We start from the raw sequence: 24,475 nt of genomic DNA, 5'->3' as shown, positions 1-24,475 counted from the left end.
TCTGCAGGGCAAATTTATGAAAATATCATGTTGGCCTGGGCACTCGAAACAGATGGAACTTAGCTCGTGGAAGTTGATGGCCGCCAACCTGCCATCAAGAGCCCTCAGCGTGCACGAGGCGCGCCACCTGCAGTCATTTCAAGTTTATTGCCTCGCAACCTGTCATCATTCCCTTAAACATTGATTAAATTCCTTAACAAAGTCCGGGGTGGAAACGCGTGGATGAGAACGGCCGGACCGCCTTTCCTCTTCCCTCGCCGCCGCGAATCCACGAGAATGACAACATGGCCATCAAGCAACTTTCCGAAACCCTGATCAACCAGATCGCCGCCGGCGAAGTCATCGAGCGCCCGGCGAGCGCCGCAAAGGAATTGATCGAAAACGCGCTGGATGCCGGCGCGACGCGCATCGAAATTGCGACGGCCGGCGGCGGCAAGGCGCTGCTGCGGGTGAGCGACAACGGCTCCGGCATGGAAGAAGCGGACCTCGAGCTCGCGGTCCGGCGACACTGCACCTCGAAAATTTCCGAGACGCTGGACGATATCCGCACGCTCGGCTTCCGCGGCGAGGCCCTGCCCTCCATCGCTTCCGTGTCGAAACTGTCGATCGCCAGCCGCAGGGCGGGTGCCGCCGGTGGCGCCGAGATTGCGATTGCCGGCGGCAAGGTGTTGCATCTGCGTCCGGCAGCGGCCAATCCCGGCACGATCGTCGAGGTGCGCGACCTGTTCTTCGCCACGCCGGCCCGGCTTAAGTTCCTGAAAACCGAGAAGGCGGAAGCAGCTGCCATCACCGAAGTCGTCAAGCGCATGGCAATCGCCTTCCCGCAGGTGCGCTTCGTGCTGTCGGGCAGCGACCGCTCGACGCTGGAATTTCCGGCAACCGGCGACGATCATCTCGCCCGCATGGCGCAGATCCTCGGCAGCGACTTCAAGGACAATGCCATCGCGCTCGACGCGGTGCGCGAGGATGTGAGTCTCACCGGCTTTGCCGGCGTTCCCACGTTCAATCGTGGCAACTCGGCCCATCAATATGCTTTCGTCAACAGCAGGCCGGTGCAAGACAAGCAGATCCTGTCGGCGATCCGCGGCGCCTATGCCGAAACCATTCCCGCCGGCCGCTATCCGGTCGCCGTTCTCTCCCTGACGCTCGACCCCGCGCTGGTTGACGTCAACGTGCATCCGGCGAAATCCGACGTACGCTTCCGCGATCCCGGCCTCGTGCGCGGCCTGATCATCGGCGCTGTCCGCGAGGCCCTGGCACGGGAGGGGGATCGCGCCGCGACCACAGGCGCGGATGGCATGTTGCGTGCCTTCAGCGCCGGCCGTTCCGGTTTCCAGCCGGGATGGCGGCCATCGCCACCAGCTGCACCCTGGACGCAGGAGACCTCGCCATCCCGCCCCTATGAGAGGCCCGCACCCGCGGGAGGATATGGTTTCGGAGAAAAGTCTCAAGCTGCCTTTGAAGGACTTATCACGCCCACAGCACGCGCCGAAGCCACCCCGCCGGTTGAATCGGTGCGGGCAGAAGAAGCGGCCGGCTTCCCGCTGGGTGCCGCGCGGGCGCAGCTGCATGAGAATTACATCGTTGCCCAGACGGACAATGGCCTCGTCATCGTCGATCAGCACGCTGCGCATGAGCGGCTGGTATTTGAGGCGATGCGTAAAGCCTTGCACTCGAAACGGCTGTCCTCGCAGGTCCTGCTGATCCCGGAGATCGTCGATCTTCCGGAAGAGGATTGCGACCGGTTGATGGTGTTTGCAGAGGAGCTTGGCGAACTCGGTCTTGCCGTCGAGCGTTTTGGCCCCGGGGCGATTGCCGTGCGCGAGACGCCGGCCTTGCTCGGCGAGGTCGATGCGCAAGGGCTGATCCGGCAGTTGGCCGACGAGATCGCGGAGTGGGATACGGCCTCCGGGCTTGCCGCCAAGCTCGAATATGTCGCGGCGACGATGGCCTGCCACGGTTCCGTGCGCTCGGGACGGCGCTTGCGGCCCGAGGAGATGAACGCGTTGCTGCGCCAGATGGAGGCAACGCCGGGTTCGGGCCAGTGCAATCACGGCCGGCCGACCTATATAGAGCTGAAGCTCACGGACATCGAGCGGCTCTTCGGACGCAGCTGAAGACAGCCGGCTTCGAAGGGAGTAGAGTGTTCCATGCATTCCAGACGGAAAATCGCTGCGCACTTTTCCGGGAAATGCTCTGGAAAAGTCCCGTCCGGCGCTGTATGGCAAACAGGTGACAGAGATCGAGGACGGGCAGCATATGAATCTTTTCGAGGGACATGGGAACCGCGAGGCGAAAATTCGCTATCTCGACGGCGATTTCCAGATCCTGATGCCCGGCTCTCATGTCATTTGCGCCGTGACCGGCCAGCGCATCGCGCTGGATGAGCTGCGCTACTGGAGCGTCGCCCGCCAAGAGCCTTATGCCGACGTGATCTCCTCGCTCGAAGCCGAAAAGCGCGCCGGCGCGCTTCCCAATCAGAAGCGCTGATTTCTCTTCGCGCGTCCGCATTGCACGGCAATAGCGCTCTAGCCAGTCTTTATGCTGCTTCCTTCGCCTAGACGCCGCTCGCGGGCGGCTGCGATCGCCCTGTCGATGATCAGGCCGGGCGCTTGCGGATCCTCGAAGACCATATCGATCTCGATCACCCTGCAACGCCTCAGCAATTCGTCGACGCGGCCGTGATGGCCGATCAAGCGGACGTAATCCTTTGATGTGGTGACGATCTCCAGACCTTCGCGGGAGGCGATGTCGAGCATATCCGACACTTCATCCTCGCCCGGATGCTCGTGATCTCCAAAAGTGCGGGTGACCGCAATGTTCGCCCCGAGCGCCTCAACCGTGCGGAAGAATTTGCTCGGGTCGGCGATGCCGGCGAAGGCAAGGACGTTTTGGCCGCGCAGATCCTCTTGGCCACGTACCTTGACCGAGGCAGTGAAGAAAGGCTTTCCGGCCCGCGCTGCCAGCCGCACGACGCGGTCGGCCGCAATGCCCTCGCCGACCTTCAATATGCCAGAGGCATAAAGAAGCTGTGTGCGCAGCGGCGCTCGCACCGGGCCGGCGGGAACGAGATAGCCGTTGCCGATGCCTCGGCCGGCATCGATCACCACGAGGGCGTAGTCGATGGCGAGATGCGCGCTCTGGAAACCGTCATCCATAATGATGAGGTTCGCGCCTTCACGCACGAGCCGTTCTGCCCCTTCGGCACGGCGACGGGCGATGACCGTCAGTGCCTCGCGGGCAAGCAGCAGCGGTTCGTCGCCGACCGCCGTTGCGTGGTGATGTGCGGGATCGACGATCGTGGTGACATCGAGCGAGCCGCCATAACCGCGGCTCAGAAAGCCCGGTGTCAGACCCTTGGCTTTCGCAGCCTGGGCGAGAGCAAGCGCCGTCGGCGTCTTGCCGGCTCCGCCGACAGTGAAATTGCCGATGCAAATGACCGGCACCCGCACGGAGGCGCGGCGGGCATGCGCCATGCGATGTCCGGCAATGCGGCCATAAAGAAAGGAAAAGGGCGAGAGCCCCCAGGCACGCCAATCCGGTTTTCGCCACCAGAAGGGTGGTGCTTCCGATACCATACTCTAACCCCGTCTCGCGCCTGCGACTTCAGCAAGGCGGCAAGAAAGGGCAGATTGCGTGAAAAAGCAAGCCTTTGCCAAGATTACGCCAACTGGGCGACCGGCATGAGCAGGCTTTCCAGCTCCGTAATATCGTTGAGGCAATAGTCGGAAGCGGCAGTCAGCGTCTCGCGCGAACCGGTACCGGTCAGCACGCCGACGGTCAGGCCCACGCCGGCATTGCGCCCCATATGGAGGTCATGATTGTTATCACCGACGACGGCCACCTGGGCCGGAGAAAGACCGGTTGCCGCATAGAAGCCGAGTACCATGCCCGGCTCCGGCTTGGTGCCGAAACCGCTGTCGTAGCCTGCGATATAATCGAGATAGTCGATGAAGCCGAAGCGGCGGGCGGTCTGGCGGATGGAGCGTTCATTGTCGCTCGAGGCCACCCCGAGTTTGTAGCCTCGCTGATGCAATCTCTGAAAGAAAGAGGCGAGGTCGGTAACCGGCGAGGAGAAATCCGCCGCGTGCGCAAAGAGTGCATCGAGCTTTCCTACCAGCTCCGAAACAGCCACTTTCGAGCCGGCGGCCACGAGGCCCTCGGAAATCTGTCTGGTATTGCCGGCCGCCAGCAGGCTGTCGGGGACGATGTGACCGGTGATCGGATCCATGCCGCAGGCGGAAAGCAGATGATCGGCGAGAATGGGATCGTCTTGGGCGGCAATTCTGGCCAGCTCGCGATTGACCGGCAACCAGCTCGCGTCATAGTCGAGCAGCGTGCCGTCCTTGTCGAAAAGAATACCCGCAATCGCTCCCAGCTTGACCGCTGCCATGCCTTTTCCTTCTTAACCGTTTGCCATCGTCTTCGGCATCAACCGCGCCTTCACCGAAAGCGGATTGATGTAGGGTTCCAAACCCTTGACGGTTGCCGCCAGTGCACCGCGCATATCATGCACGGCAACGAAGCCGGCATCGATCATAGTGCGCCGCGCCGTGTCGTTGGTCAGCAGATAATGCACGCCCCGCGCCAGCATCTCGGTATCGCGCACCATGCGGGCGCTGCCGCGGCGGGCGAGCACCTGATAGGCATCGCGGAAATTCTGGACATGGCCGCCGGTCAGGATCGCGCAGCCGAGCATTGCCGGCTCCAGCGGATTCTGGCCGCCCTCGTTGAACAGCGATTTGCCCATGAAGGCGACTTCGGTCATGCGCAGATAAAGCCCCATCTCGCCGATCGTATCGCCGAGGAAGACATCCACATCCGCTGACAGGATATCGTTGCGGGTTCGGCGGGCCACCTTGAGGCCCTGCTCCACGAGCATCGCCTCGATCGCGTTACAGCGATCGGGATGGCGTGGCACGATGATGGTAAGCTGACTGTTATGCTCCTTGAGCATGGCGTGGACAGAGGCGGCAGCCCCCTCCTCGCCCTCGAAGGTCGAAACCGCGGCCCAAGTCTTGCGATTGCCGATCTGCTTCATATAGCTGGCAAGCGTCGGCGCGTCATAAGACGGCGCGTCGGTATCCACTTTGAGGTTGCCCGACTTGAGCACCTGCACGGCGCCGAGATCGCGGAAACGCTCAGCATCGAGATCTGACTGTGCGACCACCAAAGCAAGATTTTCGAACAGCGCCTCGGCAAGCGACGGATGCTTGCTCCAGCGGGCAAAGGAGCGATCCGACATGCGGGCGTTGACGAGGATTTGCGGGATGCGACGGCGGCCGAGCTCCGTGATCGTCGTCGGCCAGATCTCGGATTCGGCGAAGATGGCGCAATCGGGCTGCCAGTATTCCAGGAAGCGCTTGATAGCGGGTTTGAGATCGAGCGGCACGTATTGATGGATCACCTCTTCGCCGAGGCGCTCATGCGCCACCTTGGCGGAGGTGATCGTGCCCGTCGTTAGGATGACGTGAATATCACGGCGGCGGATTTCGCGGATCAGCGGAATGACTGCCGAGGTCTCGCCGACGCTTGCGGCATGGAACCAGATCAGCGGTCCTTGCGGGCGGTTGGCGCTCGCGTAGCCGGAACGTTCCAGCTTGCGCGCACCATCTTCCTTGCCCTTCGCCGCCCGGACGGCGAGATACGGCCCGATAAACGGATAAAGGGCGATGCCGCCAAGACGATAGGCGCTCAAGGCAAGACGCGCCCTGAGGCTGCTCATCTCGATCGACTCCTATCCCAGCTGATCATCATCGATGCCAAATCCCGATTGTCAAACGGCCGAATAAACGGCCGATTTTTCGTTTTTATTGTGTCAAAGATACTGCTTCATATCCGGTTTTAAAGCGAGAACGCCTCTCCGGACGAGAATATCAAACGCTAATTTCGGTGTTAGGCAGCTCAGGACGCCGCTTTTTCCATCGGATCGAGCAAACGATGCAGGTGAACGATGAAATAACGCATGTGGGCGTTGTCAACGGTTTGCTGCGCCTTGGACTTCCAGGCCGTCAGTGCACTCGCATAATCGGGATACATGCCGACGATGTCGAGTTCGCTGAGATTGCGAAACTGGACGTCTTCGAGGCTTTCCAGCTCGCCGCCGAAGACGAGGTGCAGGAGTTGCTTTTTGCCGCTGGTATCAGTCATTTTCGTCTCTTTCTACTGTCGTCCCCCTCCGCCCTTCATCTGAGGGATTTTGACCGAAAGGTCAACCGTCTCGTCTGTGTGAAAGCTGGCGGAGAAATTCGGGAAGCTGCGATGCAGGGGCGCCGCAAAGTTCCTCATGCGAGACTTCCGGGCGATTATAGAGCAAGGCATTGCCCGAGAGGTCCACGAGTGCTCCGCCTGCCCGCTCCAGAATGAGATCGGCAGCGGCGAGATCCCAGTCGTGCGAGTTGCGCTTGACGAGCGTCGCCTCCAGCCTGCCATCCGCCACCATGGCCAAGCGATAGGCGAGCGAAGGAATGTGTTTGACCCGCTCGACGGTCTTGCGGAAGTCGGGATCGAACCCCTTGAGCATATCTTCGCCGGTCGCCAGCCGTTGAAGATCGTCGCCAAGCCTTTGAGACACGTTGATGGGCTTGCCGTTCTTCAGCGCCTGGCCGCCAGCGGTCGCGACGAAGAGTTCATCCAGCGCAGGGGCATAAAGGACGCCTGCCACCGGCCGGCCGTCGGTCACGACGGCGACGCTGACGCACCACAAATCCGATCCCGAGAGGAAGCCCCTGGTGCCGTCGATCGGATCGACGACGAAGACGGTCGCGTGCGACAACCGTTCGGCATCGTCATCGGTTTCCTCGGAAAGCCAGCCATAGTCGGGCCGCGCCAAACGCAGAGCGGCCGCCAGGCTTTCATTGGCGGCAAAATCGGCCGCGCTCACGGGCGACTGGCCGTTGTTCTTCCACCAGACCTCCGGCGATTGCCGGAAGAAGCCGAGAGCGATCCTGCCTGCCTCGAGCGCGGCCTCGACAATCAGGTCCACATCGCTCGGCCGGCCGGCCTTCTGGCTATCGCTCATTCACAACTTCCAATCTCAGCTTGTTCCTCAACGTCCGGCCAGCGTCATGCCTTCGATAGCGAGCGTCGGGGCGGCAACGCCGAAATCGCGGTCGATATCGTTGGCCGGCGTCACGCGCATGAACATCTCCTTCAGGTTGGAGGCAATCGTCACCTCCGAAACCGGGAAGGTCAATTCGCCGTTCTCGATCCAGAAACCGGTGGCGCCGCGGCTGTATTCGCCAGTGATCATGTTGACGCCCTGGCCGATCAGCTCGGTGACGTAGAAGCCGGTTCCGACACTGCGGATCAGTTCTTCCGGGGATATATCGCCGGGTTCCAGCGCCAGATTGGTGGAGGATGGCGATACGGCCGTGCCGCCGCGCACGCCGCGGCCGTTGGTCTTCAGGCCACCGCCGATCTCGCGCGCCGCCGAGGTGGAGAGGAACCATGATTTCAGCACGCCGTCCTCGATCATGACGAGCCGCTTGCCCGACACGCCTTCGCCATCGAAGGGGCGCGAAGCCGGACCGCGCACGACCAACGGATCGTCGGTGATCGAAAGCCCGGCCTTCAATACCTGCTGCCCCATCTTGTCGCGCAGGAAGCTGGTCTTGCGGGCGACGGAGGCACCGTTGATGGCGCCGGCGATATGGCCGACGAAGCCGCGCGCGACGCGCGGATCGAAAACGACGGTGACATTCTTGTCTGTCGGAACCTGGCGCGGATTGACGCGCTTGACCACACGCTCGCCGGCGCGGCGCCCTATCTCCTCAGCCGTGTCCAGATCGGCGAAATAGAGGCGGCTGTCAAAATCGTAATCGCGCTCCATGCCGGTGCCCTCGCCGGCAATCACGCTGACGGAGCGCCCGAAGCGCGAGCCCATATAGTGGCCGGCAAAGCCATGCGACGTGACGAGCACCAGGCCGCCCATGCCGGCCGAAGCACCGGCCCCGGAAGAATTGGTGACGCCGGAAATGGCGAGCGCTGCCGCTTCGGTCGCCAAGGCCGCTTCGCGAAGCTGCTCCGTGGAAACCTCGGTCGGGTCGAACAGTTCGAGATCGGGGTAGCTCTTGGCCAGATCCGCCTCATCGGCCAGACAGGCAAAGGGATCCTCCGGCGAGACCTTGGCCATGGCCACGGCGCGCTCGGCAAGGGCGTTCAGGTCGAAGCCGGGATTGGCCGAAACGCTGGCGACGCGATTGCCGACGAAGACCCTGAGCGAGAAGTCGTCGCTCTCGGAGGACTCGGTGCCCTCGACCTTGCCGAGGCGCACGCTGACGGAATGGGCGCGCGATCGCACGACGACGGCATCGGCCGCATCCGCCCCGGCTTTCCGGGCGAGATCGATCAACTGGCTGGCGCGGGAAAGCAGAGTGGCGGAATCGATTTCTGAGGTCATGATTTGGCCTTTCCTTCGCGTTCCATTTATTGTGCACTACATGAAGCATCAAGGGCGGCAAAGCCGATTCTTGTTCTAATCCCTTCACGCCTGGTTGTTTACGATGGCCATGTGTCGCAATACCGCCTGCTCTACGGAAAGAAACAGACGATGTCCGCCCCCAATAGTCTCTTCACCGAAACCCTGATGCTGCTCGGAGGCACTGTCGTCACCGCGCCGATCTTCAAGAAGCTAGGCCTGGGCACAGTGCTCGGCTACCTGGCGGCAGGCGTCGTGATCGGGCCGATCCTGCATGGCATCGGCGATAGCGAGGCCGTGCTTGCGGTTGCGGAACTGGGCGTCGTCTTCCTCTTGTTCATCATCGGCCTTGAGCTCAAGCCATCGCGGCTTTGGCAGATGCGGCGCGATATTTTCGGCCTCGGCACGGCGCAGGTCATCCTGAGCGGCTTGGCTCTGACGCTTGCCGCCTATCTCGGCAATATTGCCGGCTGGAAGGGCAGCATCATCGTCGGTTTCGGCCTGGCGCTCTCCTCCACGGCCTTTGCAATGCAGATCCTGGAGCAACAAGGCGACGTCAACACGAAATACGGCCAGCGCTCGTTCTCCATGCTGCTGCTGCAGGATCTTGCCATCGTGCCGCTGCTGGCGCTCATCACCGTTCTCGACGGCGCGAAGGAAACCTCAAATCCTTTGCCGGACCTTGCCATCGCCCTCGGTGCGGTTGCGGCTATGGTCATTGCCGGCCGCTACCTGTTGACGCCGCTGTTCCAGGTGATCGCCCGCACCGGCGCACGCGAGGCGATGATTGCCGCCGCCCTGTTCGTCGTCATGGGATCGGCGACCTTGATGCAGCTTGCCGGCCTCTCAATGGCGATGGGCGCGTTTCTTTCCGGCGTGATGCTGGCAGAATCCTCTTACCGTCATGAGCTGGAAGCCGATATCGAGCCCTTCCGCGGCGTGCTGCTCGCCATTTTCTTCATCGCCGTCGGCCTGTCGCTGAAGCTCGATGTCATCCTGGACAACTGGTTGCTGATCCTGCTCGCCGTCCCGGTCGTGATGATCATCAAGGCTGTCGTCATCTATGCGCTCTGCCGCGTGGCAGGCTCATCGTACAATGACGCCGTGCGCATTGCCGGACTGCTGCCGCAAGGCGGGGAGTTCGGCTTCGTCTTGTTCAGTGCGGCCAGCGCCAGCGGCGGCCTGTTTTCGGCCAGCACGGCATCGATGCTGATCGCGATCGTCACGCTATCGATGGCGCTGACGCCGCTTGGCTCGGCGCTCTCGAAGCGGTTGGTGAAAGGTGATGCGCAGGAGGAGCTGGACGAGGATTTCGAAGGCGCCGGCTCCGATGTGCTGATGATCGGCTTCTCGCGTTTCGGCCAGATCGCCGCGCAGATCCTGCTTGCCAGCGGACGGGACGTGACCGTCATCGACTTCTCCGCCGACCGCATCCGCCAGGCATCAAGCTTCGGTTTCCGCATCTATTTCGGCGACGGCACCCGCAAGGACGTGCTGCGCTCCGCCGGTATCGATCGCGCGAAGATCGTCGTCGTCAGCACGCATCTGCGCGAGGTGACGGACAAGATCGTCGAGCTCGTGCAGACGGATTATCCGCACGCGCGCATCTTCGTCCGCTCGTATGACCGCGTTCATTCGATCGAACTGCGCCACAAGGGCGTCGACTACGAGCTGCGCGAAACGCTGGAATCCGGCCTGCTCTTCGGCCGCCGCACCCTGGAGGCGCTCGGCGTCAGCGAGACCGAAGCCTATGACATCGGCGAGGATATCCGCAAGCGTGACGAGCAGCGGCTCGTGCTGCAGGTGAGCGAGGGGCTGCAGGCCGGAACCGACATGCTCTATTCGCGTCCGGTCAAGCCGGAACCGCTGGTCAAGCCGAAGCGCGCAGCCGACACCTACAGCGATGCCGACGATCTCGTGGCCTTGCCGCAGGAGGAACCGGAGCGGGCTTAGCCCCTATCGGTTGCGCAGCGCCGGGGCGAAAGGCGAAAGGCAAGGCTCCGGTTGAATGTTCTCAGTTCTTTGCCGTGATAACGCGGTCGAGGGCGAATTTCAGCTCGTCCTTGACGCCGGCCGACATGGCGAGAATATCGCGCGCCTTCAGGAAATCGAGGACGCCGGTGCGGCCGACGGCCGGGCGCAGGAAGATCTGCGGCGCCTGCAGGCGCAGCTTCAGCGCGATGTTGGACTGCATCGTCAGCTGACCGGCACCAAACAGGCTTTCGATGCGATTGGGAATATGCCGGCCGCCACCTTCAGGGCCGCCGACGACGTCGACGCCGATGATGATATCGGCAAGCCCGGCCAGATGCTCGTAGGGGACCGGGTTCATGATGCCGCCGTCGATCATCACGCGCTCGCCGAGCCTGACCGGCATGAACACGGCGGGAATGGCGGCGGAGGCGGCAAGCACCGGAAAGAGCTCGCCCTTTTCGATCACGACCTCGGCCTGATCGTAGTAATCCGTCGTCACCACCTTCAGCGGTATGTGCAATTCCGAAAAATTCTCCGGAAATGTGGTCGGCAGGAAGGTGCGCAGGATGCGTTCGAGATTGAACTGGCCGAAACGGATGCTCCGCATGCTGATCGGCCGCAAGCTCCAGATCTTGTTGAGCACTGCGGGGCGATTGCCGACGGTTGCAAGCGTATGATCGCGGATTTCGGCGCCGCTCATGCCGACCGCCATGGCCGCACCCATGATCGAGCCGATGGAGGCGCCTGCGATCGCAACCGGGCGGATGCCGAGTTCGTCCAGAGCTTCTATGATATGGATATGGGCAAGACCGCGGGCGCCGCCGCAGCCGAAAGCGACTGCGACGCTCGGCGTGCTGGAGGCAGCAAGCGGATAGTCGCTGCCGACGAAATCAGCATAATCGCCCATATCCTTCTCCTTCCACCGTTAAGCCGTTTGCGGCTGATAGCGGAAGAAATGCATCTTGCTGTCGCCGAAGGTGCGCACTTCGAGAAACAGGAAATCCGACGGCACGGAAACAGTCACGTCGGCACGCTCTTCGAGGATCGCCAGAGCGCCAGGAACCAGCCAGCCTCCGGCGGCGGCAGCCGCAAAAGCCTTTTCGCCCAGACCTTTGCCATAGGGCGGATCGGCAAAGAGAAACTCGAAAGGCTCGAGGTTGCCGACGCTGCCGAGATCGGTCGCATCACGCCGCAACATGCGCGTGCGGCCGTGCAGGCCGAGCGCGTCGATATTTTCCCAGAGAAGGCCCCTGCCCTCGACGCTGCTTTCCACGAAAAGCACATGGCGGCAGCCGCGCGAGGCCGCTTCCAGCCCGACCGCGCCGGTGCCGGCGAACACGTCCATCATCCGGGTGCCGTCGATCGATCCCGGATAGGCATGGTTCAGGATATTGAACAGGCTTTCGCGCGTGCGGTCCGCCGTCGGCCGAATGTCGTTCGACTTCGGCGCTGCCAGCGAACGACCGCGAAACTCACCGCCGACGATCCTCACAGCGCGTTAACCCCTTCCACCCTTGGGACCGCCTCTGCCGGCGCCACCACGACCGGGACCACCGCGACCGGGGCCACCGGACGGACGGCCTGCGCCACCTGGCTTGCCGCCAAAGCCGCGCGAGCCGCCGGGCTTACCACCCGGCTTGCCGCCAAAGGATTTGCCGCCGCCCGGCTTTTTGCCGAATGGTTTGCCGGCCGGCCGATCACCGGAAGAGCGCTCGCCCTGCGGACGATCACCAAAGGGCCTGTCGCCACGGGGTGGACGATCCCCAAACGGGCGATCGCCGCGAGGACGTTCGGAGCGCTGTTCGCCGCCGAAAGATTTGCCGCGGGGACGCTCGTCTCCCTCGGCACGCGGACGCCGGTCGCCACGGGGCTTGTCTCCAAACGGACGATCACCGTGCGGTTTGTCGCCGAAAGGCCGATCGCCGCGCGACGGGCGATCCCCGAATGAGCGTTCGGAACGGGCTTCACCCTGGAAGGACTTCGCACGAGGGCGATCACCACCCTCAGGACGCGAGCCACGTTCGCCACGCGGACGATCGCTAAACGCTCGATCACCGCGGGGACGATCGCCAGACGGACGATCCCCACGAGCAGGCCGGTCGCCTTGCGGGCGATCGCCGCGGGAGCGCTTGCGATCGAAGCCCTCGTCATCGCCACGCGATCTGCGCGGGGCTTCTTCGCTCGAACGGATCCATTCGCCATCGCCTTCGTCGACGCGATTGATGCGGACGCGAGGGCCTTCGTCGGAGCGATCGAAGCCGCTGCGCTGCGGGCGCTCCGTTTCGCCGCGCTTTGTGGCGGTCCTTGCATTCTTGGCAGCCTTTGCAGCTGCCTTTTCGCCGAGCGGACGGGCGCCGGGCGCCATCCAGACGTTTGCGCTGCGGCGGGGGCCAACCGGCTGATGCTTCGGCCGATCATCATCCTTGCGGCCGCCTTCGCGGCGCCCCTCATCTCGACGGTCGTCACGCTTGGTGTCCAGGCGGCTCAGGGCGCGCTCGCGCTTGTCTTCGGGACGCTCGCGACGCGGGCGCTCCTCCTTGGCCGCGCGCACAGGCTTCACCTCCGCCTCTTCTGCATCGGCAACAGCCGGAGCATTATAGAGCGGCGCGTCAAAATTCGCCTTGGCATCTTCGACCAGGCGCGGACCGAGCTGATCGCGCAGCGTGCGGCCGCGCACCTCGAGTACACGGCCTTCCGGCAGCTCGCCGAGCTGGAACGGGCCGTAGGAAATGCGGATCAGGCGATTGACCTCAAGGCCAAGCGCACCAAGCACGTTCTTGATTTCGCGGTTCTTGCCTTCGCGCAGGCCCATGGTGATCCAGACGTTGGACCCCTGCGTGCGGTCGAGCGTCGCTTCGATCGAGCCATAGAGCACGCCGTCGACGGCAATGCCTTCCTTCAGCTTGTCGAGCGCTTCCTGATCGATCTCGCCATGGGCGCGGACGCGATAACGGCGCAGCCAGCCGGTCGTCGGCAATTCGAGAACGCGGGCCAGGCCACCGTCATTGGTCAGCAGCAGCAGACCTTCGGTATTGATGTCGAGGCGGCCAATCGACATGACACGCGGCAGGTCTTCCGGCAGATTGTCGAAAACGGTCGGGCGCCCTTCCGGATCGGCATTGGTGGTCACCAGACCGGCCGGCTTGTGATAGAGCCACAGACGCGTGCGTTCGATGCCGCGGATCGGCACGCCATCGACCTCAATCTTGTCGGAAAGGGTCACGTTGACCACGGGCGTATCGAGCAGCACGCCGTTCAGCGTGACACGGCCGTCCATGATCATGCGCTCGATGTCGCGGCGCGAAGCCACGCCGGCGCGTGCCATCACCTTGGAAATACGCTCGGCCTTTCCATCTCCGGCCGCCGCCTCATCCGCCACACCGGCGGCAGAGGCCTTTGCCGGTTTCGCGCCATCGCGCTTTATCGTCTTCTTGTCGCCGCTAAAGGGTTTCGGCCCAGGCCGCTTGGGCTTGTCATTCATTGTCATTTGTTGTTTGCCTGAATTTTTAAGGCGTGTTCCTATCAGGTCGCGCCCCTGCGGTTAAGTGGAAAATCTTGAATGGCGGCTACAAATCATTTCATGGAGCTTGCTTTGGCCGAAGCACGCAGCGCCGGCAAGCGTGGCGAAGTGCCGATCGGCGCTGTTCTCGTGCTTGACAACACCATCATCGCCAAGGCCGGCAACCGCACTCGCGAGCTCAACGACGTTACCGCCCATGCCGAAATCGTCGCCATCCGCCTGGCCTGTGAGGAACTGGGGCAAGAGCGTCTTACCGGTGCCGATCTCTACGTTACGCTGGAGCCCTGCACCATGTGCGCCGCGGCCATTTCTTTTGCGCGCATCCGCCGCCTCTATTACGGCGCCGAGGATCCAAAGGGCGGCGCTGTCGACAATGGCGTGCGCTTTTACAATCAAACGACCTGCCATCACGCACCGGAAGTCTACTCAGGCATCGGGGAAACGGCATCCGCCGGCATCCTCAGAGATTTCTTTCAAGCGAAACGCTCCGAAGACTGAAAAGCAGCAGTTGATGCTGCCGCTTTGCAAATTGCTTATTGGAAGGGCTTCCACCAGCTGCTGTTGGTGGACTGCTGCGCAGCTTCCGCATCCTTCTTGCGCTTCTTTTCCTTCTTCGATTCGGGGGTGCCGACGTCGTTGAGGGCTGCCTGATCGGAAACCTGACGATATTGCTGCGGCGGGTCGATCAGATAACGGCGCTGGTCGATGTAGGTGCCTGCCTGATCCTGGCGCGCGGCGCGATAGGCCGCCGTCTGCTGCGCTTCGGTCATGTGGTTCTTGACGCTATCGGCCTGAGCCAGCGGCGAGCGATAGTTGACGTCGTTTTTCTTCTGGTCAGCTTCTGAGGCAAGACGCTTGCGGGCCTCTTCAGGCGATTCCAACCAAGCCGGATTGTCCTTGCTTGCCAGCGACTGCTGCGGCGCGGTCAGATTGTCCTTGTCGCCCCCCACAACCAGACCGGGGCGATTCGGATACTTAACGCCCTTGTCCTTGGCCGTTGCGGCCGAGATGGAAGCCATGTCCCCGATATCGTCCAGGAGCTGCACGCCAGCCGTCTTGTCAGTGCCGTAAGTCGGGCTGCTGAGGCAACCGGACATCACGCCACAGCCAATCACAAGTGCCGTCAAGCTGACGCCGACACGAACGCTATGCATCGCTCTCATGAAAACCCTTCCCAGCTATGCCGGAATAAACTTAACAGGACCCCATTTGACGGCAACTGCCGTAAAAATCAGGCCATTTTCAGGCAGCTTTTACCGGATGAGTGCCGCAAAGGCAATTCACCCGGTAATATTCTTCAGTTTACAGCCGCGAGTTCGCGCAGTGCCAAGGCGTCACGCGCCGACACATCCGGGTATTCCGGGTCCGAGCCGACATCGGTGGTGATGCGCCAGGAGCGGGCGCATTTGCGGCCTTCGGCAAGCTTCGGCAGGACGCTGACCTTGGCGACATCGTCAAGACGGAATGCGTCGGCGGGGCCTTCGCCGCCCTCGATGGCAATGCCGGACGTGATGCAGATTTCCGAGAAATCCTGCCCTTCGAGCACCTTCAGCAGCTCCGGATCGGCGATGTAGACGACCGGGGCAGCTTCCAGCGAGGAGCCGATGCGCTTGTCCTTGCGTTCGATTTCCAAAGCGCCGGTGACGACGCTGCGCACGGCACGGATCTTCTTCCACTTCTCGGCCAGCGCTTCGTTCTTCCATTCGGTGGGAACGGTTACGAACTGCTCGAGATGAACCGAGGTTGCCGACGGATTGCGTGACAACCACGCTTCTTCCGTGGTGAAGGGCAGCATCGGCGCCAGCCACGTCACCATGCAATCGAAGATCGTGCGGATGACGGCGAGCGAGGCGCGGCGGCGCAGGCTCGACGGGGCATCACAATAGAGCGCATCCTTGCGGACATCGAAATAGAAGGCCGAAAGCTCGACATTGGCGAAATCAATGAGGGCGCGGGCAATGCGCTTGAAATCGAAGGCATCGTAGCTTTCACGCACCAGCTCGTCGAGTTCGGCGAGGCGATGCAGCATCAGCCGCTCCAGCTCCGGCATGTCGGCATAGGCGATCACTTCGCCCTTGTCGTGCGCCAGCGTGCCGAGCATCCAGCGGATGGTGTTGCGCAGCTTGCGATAGGCATCAACATTGGTCTGGATGATGGCCTTGCCGAGGCGCTGGTCTTCCCAGTAGTCCGTGGTCATGACCCAGAGGCGCAGGATATCGGCGCCGGCGTCCTTCATCACGTCCTGCGGGGCGACGACGTTGCCGAGCGACTTCGACTGCTTGCGGCCCTGCTCGTCCATGGTGAAGCCGTGCGTAACGACCGTGTCGTATGGCGCGCGGCCACGGGTCGCGGCACTTTCGAGCAGCGACGAATGGAACCAGCCGCGATGCTGGTCGGAGCCTTCGAGATAGACGTCTGCCGGCCATTTCAGGTCCGGACGATCTTCGAGCGTGAAGGAGTGGGTCGAACCGGAATCGAACCACACGTCGAGGATATCCATGACCTGCGTCCAGGGCTCGTTGGCCTTCTCACCGAGGAAGCGCTCGCGTGCGCCTTCGGCAAACCAGGCATCGGCACCTTCCTGCTCGAAAGCCTCGAGGATGCGGGCGTTCACAGCGTCGTCCTGCAGGATGTTACCGTGCTCGTCGACGAAGATGCAGATCGGCACGCCCCAGGCGCGCTGACGCGACAAAACCCAATCCGGGCGCTGCTCGATCATGGCGCGCAGGCGGTTCTGGCCGGCGGCGGGTACGAAGCGGGTATCGTCGATGGCCCTCAGGGCACGCGAACGCAGCGTCGAGCCGTCCGCAAAGTCCTTGTCCATGTAGACGAACCACTGCGGCGTATTGCGGAAGATGACCGGTTTCTTCGACCGCCAGGAATGCGGATAGGAATGCTTCAGCCTGCCGCGCGCAAACAGCATGTTCGTCTCGATCAAAGCCTTGATGACCAGATCGTTGGCATTGCCCTTCTTACCGTTGTCGTCCATGACGCGGCCACCCTCGAAGCCAGGGGCATCGGCGGTGTAGAAGCCGGCATCATCGACCGGGAACGGGATGGTGGACGAGATGCCACGCGCTTCGAGGTGGCGTGCATGCGACATCCAGGCGTCGAAGTCCTCGCGGCCGTGGCTGGGTGCGGTATGCACGAAGCCCGTGCCGGCATCGTCGGTGACATGGTCGCCGTCGAGCAGCGGCACCTTGAAATCATAGCCGAGCGAGGCCAGCGGATGGGCGCAGATGACCGCAGCCATATCGGCTGCGCTCACGTCGCTGAGGCGCTTGTACTGGAGCTTTGCCTTGGCAAAAGATTCCTCGGCGAGCCTGTCTGCGAAGATCAGCTTTTCGCCGGGGCGCGGACCGAAGTCATTGGCAGCTCCCGTGACTTCGTAAAGCCCGTAGGACACGCGCGACGAATAAGCGATCGCCCGGTTGCCGGGGATCGTCCAAGGCGTGGTCGTCCAGATGACGACGAAGGCGCCGGCAAGATGAGCCGAACCTTCGGCCACCGGGAATTTCACCCAGATCATGTCGCTGTCGACGTCAGCATATTCGACTTCGGCTTCAGCCAGAGCCGTACGCTCGACCACCGACCACATGACGGGCTTCGAACCACGGTAAAGCTGGCCGGTGCGGGCGATCTTCAGCAGTTCGCCGGCGATGCGGGATTCCGCATGAAAATTCATGGTCAAATAGGGATTGTCGAAATCGCCCGTGATGCCGAGGCGCTTGAACTCTTCGGACTGGATCTTGATCCAGCCGGCGGCAAAGTCGCGGCATTCCTGGCGAAACTCGTTCACCGGAACCTCGTCCTTGTTCTTGCCCTTCTCGCGGTATTTTTCCTCGATCTTCCATTCGATCGGCAGGCCGTGGCAATCCCAGCCGGGAACATAGTTGCTGTCATAGCCGCGCATCTGGAACGAGCGGGTGATGACGTCCTTGAGGATTTTGTTCAGCGCATGGCCGATGTGGATGTGACCGTTGGCGTAGGGCGGGCCGTCATGCAGGACGAATTTTTCGCGGCCGGCAGCAGAAGCGCGCAGTTTCTTATAGAGATCCATCTCCTGCCAGCGCTTTACCAGCTCCGGCTCCTTCTGCGGCAATCCGGCGCGCATCGGAAAATCGGTTTCCGGCAGGTAAAGGGTCTTGGAATAGTCCATCTTTTCAGCGGTATCGGTCATAGTCGTGACAATTGCCTCGGTGTCTCGGGCGTCTTGCGCCTCATCTGGCGCAGCCATATGGGGATTTTCGGCGGCTGAAAGCACCCTGGGAACGGGCGCCGGAAACCCGGACCTTCCGGCAGCTCAAAGCGCGCGGAAGGCCGGGCCAATAATTCGTATCGATAGGCTCAGCCGAAATTGGGTCATAGCCGCCGGTTCATAGGCGTTTTTTCCAAGGAAAGGAAGAGGAAACAACGCCAGCGACATATAGAAAGGCCGCGGACGTTTCCGCCCGCGGCCAATAGGGCACTGTTCGGATCAGGCGCGCGCCGTCGCGCGAGCCGGCATGACCGCGTTGAGGACTACAGATACAACGATATTTGCTGCGAGCGCCAGCAGCCCCGTATAGACGGTGAAACCAGCTTCTCCGAGGGGAACCATATGCAGCGGCTTCCAGCCGGCATCCCAGACGAGATAGGTGCCGCCAAAGAAGCCGACGAACCAGCCGGCAAGCAGCGCAGGCGCGCGGAACCATTTGGTATAGAGGCCGAAGACCAGAGCCGGCAGGGTCTGCAGTATCCAGATCCCGCCCAGAAGCTGGAGATCGAGCGCGAATTGCGTCGGCAAGAAAATGATGACGAGAAGCGCGCCGACCTTGACGACGAGCGAGGTCATCTTGGCGACCTTTGCCTCGCCAGCATCGGAAACCTGCGGATCGATGTAAGCCTTCCAGAAATTACGGGTGAAGAGATTGGCGGCGCCGATGCTCATCACAGCGGCGGGAACGAGGGCGCCGATGGCGATGGCTGCGAAGGCGAAGCCCGCAAACCAGCTTGGGAACAATGTCTGGAACAGCGCCGGAACGACATCATTCGGGCTGTCCAGCTTCAGATTTGCCGCGTGGCCCATATAGCCGAGCAGAGCCAACAGACCGAGCAGCAGCGTATAGGCCGGCAGCAGCACGGCATTCTTGCGAATGGTGTTGCCGCTGTTGGAGGCGAAGATGCCGGTGAGCGTATGCGGATACATGAATGCCGCAAGCGCCGAGCCGAGCGCCAGAGTCGCATAAGCGACGTACTGGTTGCCGCCGAGCAGCAAGCTGCCCGCCCCCTTGGCTTTGAAATCCGCATCGGCCGCTGCAAAGACATTGGCGTAGCCACCAAGCTTCGCCGGAATGAGCGCAATGGCGGCGATCACCACGATATAGATCATGATATCCTTGACGAAGGCGATCAGCGCCGGGGCACGAAGACCTGCCGAATAGGTGTAGAGCGCCAGGATGATGAAAGCGACGGCAAGCGGCAATTCTCCATGAAGCCCCAGGGCCTTGAACACCACCGTCATGCCGACGAGTTGCAAAGCGATGTAGGGCATGGTGGCGATGACACCGGTGAGCGCAACTGCCAATTCGAGCGCACGCGAGCCGTATTGGCCGTGCACGATATCGCCCGCCGTAACGTAGCCATGATCCTTCGCGCGCCTCCACAGAAGCGGCATGACCATGAAGACGAAGGGATAGACGACGATCGTATAAGGCAGCGCGAAAAAGCCATAGGCACCGACCGTGTAGACAAGGGCCGGGACGGCGATCACGGTATAGGCGGTATAGAAGTCGCCGCCGACGAGGAACCAGGTGATCCAGGTGCCGAAGGTGCGTCCGCCAAGGCCCCATTCGTCGATATGGGCAAGGGTCTTCGGCCTGCGCCAACGGGCGGCTACAAAGCCCATGACGGTCACGAGCGCCAAAAAGAAGATGAAGACGGCGAGTGCGGTCGTATCGATCTCAGTCATCATTGCGCATGCTCCGATAGGCGATCCACGTCAGGGTGGCCGTGACCGGCACCCAGGCGAGCTGATACCAATAGAAGAAGGGAAACCCGAGCAGGACCGGATCGTGACCGTTATAGAAGGGGACCCAAAGCAAGCCGATATATGGAATGACGAGCAGCCAGCAGGCCGCCGTTCCGAAACGTTTATCCATCCCGTGCGCCTTTCGGAAAACGGGCGCGGCGACTCGCGCCCTACAGCACGAGCATTGCAGTATCTGCCTACCCGCTCAAGGCAAAAAGATACCGCACTGCCGCAATCTCCGCGCGCGATTGCTGGATGAAATCAGCTAAAGGCGATGACCCGATCGAGGTCGCCGAGCGGCCGGACGCCAGCGAGCAATGTACGCGCCTCGTCCTCATCCTTGCGGATCTGCGCGACCAGCGGATCCAGGCCATCGAACTTCAGTTCGGGGCGAAGATAGCCGAAGAAGGAAACCGAACAGTTTTGGCCGTAGAGATCGCCGCTGAAATCGAAGACGAAGGTCTCGAGCAACGGCGCACCGTTGTCGGTCACCGTCGGACGGCGGCCATAGCTCGCGACGGCGTCGCGAATGACGCCATCGGCTGCACGGAACCTGACGGCATAAATGCCGGCCTTCAGCGATATTTCCGGCGGAAGCTGCATGTTGGCCGTCGGGAAGCCGAGCGTGCGGCCGAGCTTCTCGCCACCGATGATGGGAGCTTCAACGGTATAGCGATAGCCGAGCAAACCGGCGACCTGGGCCACCTCCCCTTCGGCCAAAAGCGTGCGAATACGGCTCGATGAGATGACCTCGGTATTTTCGTCGCGGAAAGCGTCGATGAGCGTCACGCCGAAGCCGTTGTGGCTGCCGGCATTCATCAGGAAGGCCGGGCCGCCCTGACGGTCGTGACCAAAATGGAAATCGAAACCGGTGACGACTTCGGAGGCGTGCAGCCAATCGATGAGGATCGAATGGACGAACTCATCAGCGGAGCGCTGGGAGAAGGCGCGGTCGAACGGATATTCTATGACGGCGTTGAAGCCGAGAGCTTCCAGCAGGCGGGCCTTCAGCGGCGCCGGCGTCAGGCGGAAGACCGGATGATCCGGCTTGAACACTGTGCGCGGATGCGGTTCGAAGGTCAGCACCAGGGCCGGAACGCCGCGCTCTCTGGCAATCTCCAGCGCGCGATTGAGCACCGATTGATGGCCGCGATGCACGCCGTCAAAATTGCCGATGGCGACGACCCCGCCCTTGAGAGCGTCTGGAAGCGGTTCGCGCGTCTCATTGCGATGGAAAACGGTCATCGTCTGCCACTCTCCTCAGGCAAGGCGCGGCATCCACCACTTCGGCGATGCCTGCTCGCGCGCAAGGAACGCGCCGAGTGCAGCTTCGTCGGTGTGCCCGTCGACAACATATTCGCGGGCGTGGATGCCATGGCTGATATAAAGAAGATCGAGACCGTAATCGAGCGCGCCGCGCACGTCGGTCGGCATGCCGTCGCCGATGGCGACGACGCGCGACAGCGGGAATTCGCTCTTCACCTCGCGGGCTGCTGCGAGTGCCGCCTCATAAATCGGCTGATGCGGCTTGCCAGCAATCCGCGTCCGGCCGCCGAGGCGCTCGTAATAGGCGGCCATGGCGCCAGCGCATGGGATCATCCGATGGCCGCGCTCGACCACGAGATCCGGATTGGCGCAGATGAGCGGCACCTCGCGGGCGGACCACGCCATCAGCATGTCCGTATAGTCGTCCGGCGTCTCCGTCTCGTCATCGAAAAAGCCGGTGCAGACAATGCTTTCGGCCTCGCCGACGTCGACACGTTGCACATCGAGTCCTTCAAGGATACCAATATCCCGCTCGGGGCCGAGGAGAAATACCTTCTTCGGGCCTTCGGCGATCAGCTTGCGCGTTACGTCGCCCGAGGTGATGATGCGGTCGTAGACGCTGTCGGGAACACCGATCGCCCGCAATTGCTCGACCACCTTGGGAGCGACGCGCGGGGAATTAGTGATGAGGACGACGGTCAGCCCTTCGGCGCGGGCAGCTTCGAGCGCGATCGAGGCTTCCTTGTAGGCGGTGACGCCGTTGTGAAGCACGCCCCAGACATCGCAGAGCGCAACGTCATAAAGTCCGCCGATGTCGCGAAAGCTTTCGATCCGTTTGCCCATGCCGTCCTCGCATCAAATAAATCACGGGCTGACATCGCAAACCGGCCGGCAAATTACAAGAGCGGCACACAAGGTTTTTGCGCCGCACAAGGCTCGAGGGACAAGCGAAAGCAGCGCCGGCAATCAGCGAAAACGACGGGGCGGAAACCTCGGCGGAACGAGCGAGAAAGGGCGTTGCCACATCCTTCTGCACGAGATCAGAACGGGAGAGTCTTTGCAACGGCATGCTATGCAGGGTGGCCTTGGCCGTTAATCATCCTCGAAACAAGCCGAACGGCGCCGCAAAAATTTCACAGTGCTGTTCTTGACTCGCCCTGTAGCCACCCCTAAATCACGGTCGCTAGCACTCGCCAATGCTGAGTGCTAACAAAGTCCATACGGATCCCCGCTGATCCGTGAATGTCATTTGATCGAGGGATTAGACAATGGCAAGCACCAATTTCCGCCCCCTTCATGACCGCGTCGTCGTTCGTCGCGTTGAGTCCGAAGCAAAGACCAAGGGTGGTATCATCATTCCCGATACCGCCAAGGAAAAGCCGCAGGAAGGCGAAATCGTCGCCGTCGGTTCCGGCGTTCGTGATGAATCCGGCAAGGTCATCCCGCTCGACGTCAAGGCTGGCGACCGCATCCTGTTCGGCAAGTGGTCGGGCACCGAAGTCAAGCTTGACGGCGAAGACCTTCTCATCATGAAGGAAGCCGACATCATGGGCATCATCGGCTAATCCAGCCGGTTTTCCCTTTTCCGATACAGCTGACGGGCCATAAACCCGGACAATGCGAATTCAGGAGTTTTTAGACATGGCAGCTAAAGAAGTAAAATTCGGCCGCAACGCCCGCGAAAAGATGCTTCGTGGCGTCGATATCCTCGCCGACGCAGTCAAGGTAACGCTCGGCCCGAAGGGTCGTAACGTCGTTATCGACAAGTCCTTCGGCGCTCCGCGCATCACCAAGGACGGCGTCACCGTCGCCAAGGAAATCGAACTCGAAGACAAGTTCGAAAACATGGGCGCCCAGATGGTCCGCGAAGTTGCTTCGAAGACCAACGACATCGCCGGCGACGGCACCACGACTGCAACCGTTCTCGCCCAGGCCATCGTTCGCGAAGGCGCCAAGGCAGTTGCAGCCGGCATGAACCCGATGGACCTGAAGCGCGGCATCGATCTCGCCGTTGCTGAAGTCGTCAAGGATCTCCAGGCCAAGGCTAAGAAGATCAACACGTCGGAAGAAGTCGCTCAGGTCGGCACGATCTCGGCAAACGGCGAAAAGCAGATCGGTCTCGATATTGCTGAAGCCATGCAGAAGGTCGGCAACGAAGGCGTTATCACGGTTGAAGAAGCCAAGACCGCCGAAACCGAACTCGAAGTCGTCGAAGGCATGCAGTTCGACCGCGGCTACCTCAGCCCCTACTTCGTGACCAACCCGGAAAAGATGATCGCCGATCTCGAAGACGCGTTCATCCTCCTGCACGAGAAGAAGCTCTCGAACCTGCAGGCCATGCTCCCGGTTCTCGAAGCCGTCGTTCAGACCGGCAAGCCGCTCCTCATCATCGCTGAAGACGTCGAAGGCGAAGCTCTTGCTACGCTCGTCGTCAACAAGCTGCGCGGCGGCCTGAAGATCGCTGCTGTCAAGGCTCCGGGCTTCGGCGATCGCCGCAAGGCCATGCTGGAAGACATCGCCATCCTGACGGGCGGCACTGTCATCTCCGAAGACCTCGGCATCAAGCTCGAGTCGGTTACGCTCGACATGCTCGGCCGTTCCAAGAAGGTTTCGATCTCCAAGGAAAACACCACGATCGTCGACGGCGCTGGCCAGAAGTCCGACATCGAAGGCCGCGTTGCCCAGATCAAGGCTCAGATCGAAGAAACCACCTCTGACTACGACCGCGAAAAGCTGCAGGAACGTCTTGCCAAGCTCGCTGGCGGCGTTGCCGTTATCCGCGTTGGCGGCTCGACGGAAGTTGAAGTCAAGGAAAAGAAGGACCGCATCGACGACGCTCTCAACGCGACGCGCGCTGCTGTTCAGGAAGGCATCGTACCGGGCGGCGGCACGGCTCTGCTGCGCTCCTCCGTCAAGATCACCGTCAAGGGTGAAAACGACGATCAGGAAGCCGGCGTCAACATCGTTCGCCGCGCTCTGCAGGCTCCTTGCCGCCAGATCGCTGAAAACGCTGGTGACGAAGCCTCCATCGTTGTTGGCAAGATCCTCGACAAGAACGAAGACAACTTCGGCTATAACGCTCAGACGGGCGTCTACGGCGACATGATCGCCATGGGCATCGTCGACCCGGTCAAGGTCGTTCGCACGGCTCTCCAGGACGCAGCTTCGGTTGCTTCGCTGCTGATCACCACCGAAGCCATGATCGCCGAGCTGCCGAAGAAGGACGCTCCTGGCGGCATGCCGGGCGGCATGGGCGGCATGGGCGGCATGGACATGATGTGATAGG

Annotated in this window: 21 protein-coding genes; 6 read left to right on the top strand and 15 right to left on the bottom strand. The window is 61.8% G+C overall.

Features of this window, described 5'->3' with window-relative positions; genetic code table 11:
- Positions 1-284: 284 nt before the first annotated feature.
- Together mutL and GA0061102_RS11360 are read left to right on the top strand one after the other, a co-directional pair.
- On the top strand, positions 285-2,117 hold the full coding sequence (mutL, locus tag GA0061102_RS11365) for a DNA mismatch repair endonuclease MutL (protein ID WP_092847139.1): 1,833 nt from the start codon (positions 285-287) through the stop codon (positions 2,115-2,117).
- Positions 2,118-2,259: 142 nt separating this feature from the next.
- Positions 2,260-2,490: a DUF2093 domain-containing protein gene (locus GA0061102_RS11360; protein WP_092847137.1), complete on the top strand. Its 231-nt coding sequence runs from the start codon at positions 2,260-2,262 to the stop codon at positions 2,488-2,490.
- Between the two features lie 38 nt (positions 2,491-2,528).
- Here GA0061102_RS11360 and lpxK read toward each other — a convergent pair whose 3' ends face one another.
- From lpxK to GA0061102_RS11330, 6 genes are all read right to left on the bottom strand, one after another.
- The gene (gene lpxK / locus GA0061102_RS11355) at positions 2,529-3,578 is read right to left on the bottom strand and encodes a tetraacyldisaccharide 4'-kinase (protein WP_092846934.1); all 1,050 of its coding nucleotides are present in this window, start codon (positions 3,576-3,578) and stop codon (positions 2,529-2,531) included.
- An 83-nt stretch (positions 3,579-3,661) separates the two neighbouring features.
- Complete coding sequence (locus tag GA0061102_RS11350) at positions 3,662-4,393, bottom strand: HAD family hydrolase (protein WP_092846932.1); 732 nt, start codon at positions 4,391-4,393, stop codon at positions 3,662-3,664.
- 12 nt (positions 4,394-4,405) lie between these two features.
- Positions 4,406-5,725 carry a lipid IV(A) 3-deoxy-D-manno-octulosonic acid transferase gene (gene waaA / locus GA0061102_RS11345; protein ID WP_092846930.1) on the bottom strand — a complete coding sequence of 440 codons (1,320 nt, stop codon included), beginning with the start codon at positions 5,723-5,725 and terminating at the stop codon, positions 4,406-4,408.
- Between the two features lie 179 nt (positions 5,726-5,904).
- A complete protein-coding gene (locus GA0061102_RS11340; RefSeq protein ID WP_092846928.1) occupies positions 5,905-6,150 on the bottom strand; it encodes a DUF4170 domain-containing protein in 246 nt (81 codons plus the stop codon).
- Between the two features lie 61 nt (positions 6,151-6,211).
- Complete coding sequence (locus tag GA0061102_RS11335) at positions 6,212-7,021, bottom strand: 3'(2'),5'-bisphosphate nucleotidase CysQ (protein WP_092846926.1); 810 nt, start codon at positions 7,019-7,021, stop codon at positions 6,212-6,214.
- A gap of 27 nt (positions 7,022-7,048) precedes the next feature.
- On the bottom strand, positions 7,049-8,401 hold the full coding sequence (locus tag GA0061102_RS11330) for a TldD/PmbA family protein (RefSeq protein WP_092846924.1): 1,353 nt from the start codon (positions 8,399-8,401) through the stop codon (positions 7,049-7,051).
- Between the two features lie 150 nt (positions 8,402-8,551).
- On the opposite strand from GA0061102_RS11330, the gene GA0061102_RS11325 reads away from it, so the two are divergent.
- Positions 8,552-10,372, top strand: coding sequence for a monovalent cation:proton antiporter-2 (CPA2) family protein (locus tag GA0061102_RS11325; protein WP_092846922.1), 1,821 nt, complete (start codon positions 8,552-8,554; stop codon positions 10,370-10,372).
- Between the two features lie 61 nt (positions 10,373-10,433).
- On the opposite strand, the gene GA0061102_RS11320 is transcribed toward GA0061102_RS11325, so the two are convergent.
- Genes GA0061102_RS11320 through GA0061102_RS11310 form a run of 3 tightly spaced genes read right to left on the bottom strand, consistent with a single transcriptional unit; the run spans position 10,434 to position 13,880 of the window.
- Positions 10,434-11,300 (bottom strand): patatin-like phospholipase family protein, encoded by an 867-nt coding sequence (locus GA0061102_RS11320; RefSeq protein WP_092846920.1) that lies wholly within the window; start codon positions 11,298-11,300, stop codon positions 10,434-10,436.
- An 18-nt stretch (positions 11,301-11,318) separates the two neighbouring features.
- Positions 11,319-11,885, bottom strand: coding sequence for a 16S rRNA (guanine(966)-N(2))-methyltransferase RsmD (gene rsmD, locus GA0061102_RS11315; protein WP_092846918.1), 567 nt, complete (start codon positions 11,883-11,885; stop codon positions 11,319-11,321).
- Positions 11,886-11,891: 6 nt separating this feature from the next.
- Positions 11,892-13,880, bottom strand: coding sequence for a pseudouridine synthase (locus GA0061102_RS11310; protein WP_092846916.1), 1,989 nt, complete (start codon positions 13,878-13,880; stop codon positions 11,892-11,894).
- 72 nt (positions 13,881-13,952) lie between these two features.
- Between GA0061102_RS11310 and GA0061102_RS11305 the strand changes: the two genes are divergently transcribed.
- On the top strand, positions 13,953-14,411 hold the full coding sequence (locus GA0061102_RS11305) for a nucleoside deaminase (RefSeq protein ID WP_092846914.1): 459 nt from the start codon (positions 13,953-13,955) through the stop codon (positions 14,409-14,411).
- Positions 14,412-14,446: 35 nt separating this feature from the next.
- Here the strand turns inward: GA0061102_RS11305 and GA0061102_RS11300 are convergent, their stop codons facing one another.
- The 6 genes from GA0061102_RS11300 to GA0061102_RS11275 all read right to left on the bottom strand — a co-directional run bounded on the left by GA0061102_RS11300 (position 14,447) and on the right by GA0061102_RS11275 (position 22,032).
- Positions 14,447-15,076, bottom strand: coding sequence for a hypothetical protein (locus tag GA0061102_RS11300; protein ID WP_092846912.1), 630 nt, complete (start codon positions 15,074-15,076; stop codon positions 14,447-14,449).
- A gap of 134 nt (positions 15,077-15,210) precedes the next feature.
- The gene (gene ileS, locus GA0061102_RS11295) at positions 15,211-18,093 is read right to left on the bottom strand and encodes an isoleucine--tRNA ligase (RefSeq protein WP_092846910.1); all 2,883 of its coding nucleotides are present in this window, start codon (positions 18,091-18,093) and stop codon (positions 15,211-15,213) included.
- Positions 18,094-18,390: 297 nt separating this feature from the next.
- Entirely contained in the window at positions 18,391-19,866 is a 1,476-nt protein-coding gene (gene mctP, locus GA0061102_RS11290; RefSeq protein ID WP_092846908.1) for a monocarboxylate uptake permease MctP, read from the bottom strand.
- Positions 19,856-20,053, bottom strand: coding sequence for a DUF3311 domain-containing protein (locus GA0061102_RS11285; RefSeq protein WP_092846906.1), 198 nt, complete (start codon positions 20,051-20,053; stop codon positions 19,856-19,858). The genes mctP and GA0061102_RS11285 overlap by 11 nt, the downstream gene beginning before the upstream one ends.
- A 131-nt stretch (positions 20,054-20,184) precedes the next feature.
- Positions 20,185-21,168, bottom strand: a complete 984-nt coding sequence (locus GA0061102_RS11280) for a bifunctional riboflavin kinase/FAD synthetase (RefSeq protein ID WP_092846904.1) — start codon at positions 21,166-21,168, stop codon at positions 20,185-20,187.
- A 15-nt stretch (positions 21,169-21,183) separates the two neighbouring features.
- Positions 21,184-22,032, bottom strand: a complete 849-nt coding sequence (locus GA0061102_RS11275; RefSeq protein ID WP_092846902.1) for a TIGR01459 family HAD-type hydrolase — start codon at positions 22,030-22,032, stop codon at positions 21,184-21,186.
- A gap of 425 nt (positions 22,033-22,457) precedes the next feature.
- On the opposite strand from GA0061102_RS11275, the gene groES reads away from it, so the two are divergent.
- Together groES and groL are read left to right on the top strand one after the other, a co-directional pair.
- Positions 22,458-22,754: a co-chaperone GroES gene (gene groES, locus GA0061102_RS11270; RefSeq protein WP_092846900.1), complete on the top strand. Its 297-nt coding sequence runs from the start codon at positions 22,458-22,460 to the stop codon at positions 22,752-22,754.
- Between the two features lie 76 nt (positions 22,755-22,830).
- The gene (gene groL, locus GA0061102_RS11265; RefSeq protein WP_092846898.1) at positions 22,831-24,471 is read left to right on the top strand and encodes a chaperonin GroEL; all 1,641 of its coding nucleotides are present in this window, start codon (positions 22,831-22,833) and stop codon (positions 24,469-24,471) included.
- Positions 24,472-24,475: the final 4 nt, after the last annotated feature.

Source organism: Martinezella miluonensis (assembly GCF_900094545.1).
Classification (GTDB): Bacteria; Pseudomonadota; Alphaproteobacteria; order Rhizobiales; family Rhizobiaceae; genus Rhizobium; species Rhizobium miluonense.
This window is presented reverse-complemented; position numbering and strand designations above follow the sequence as displayed.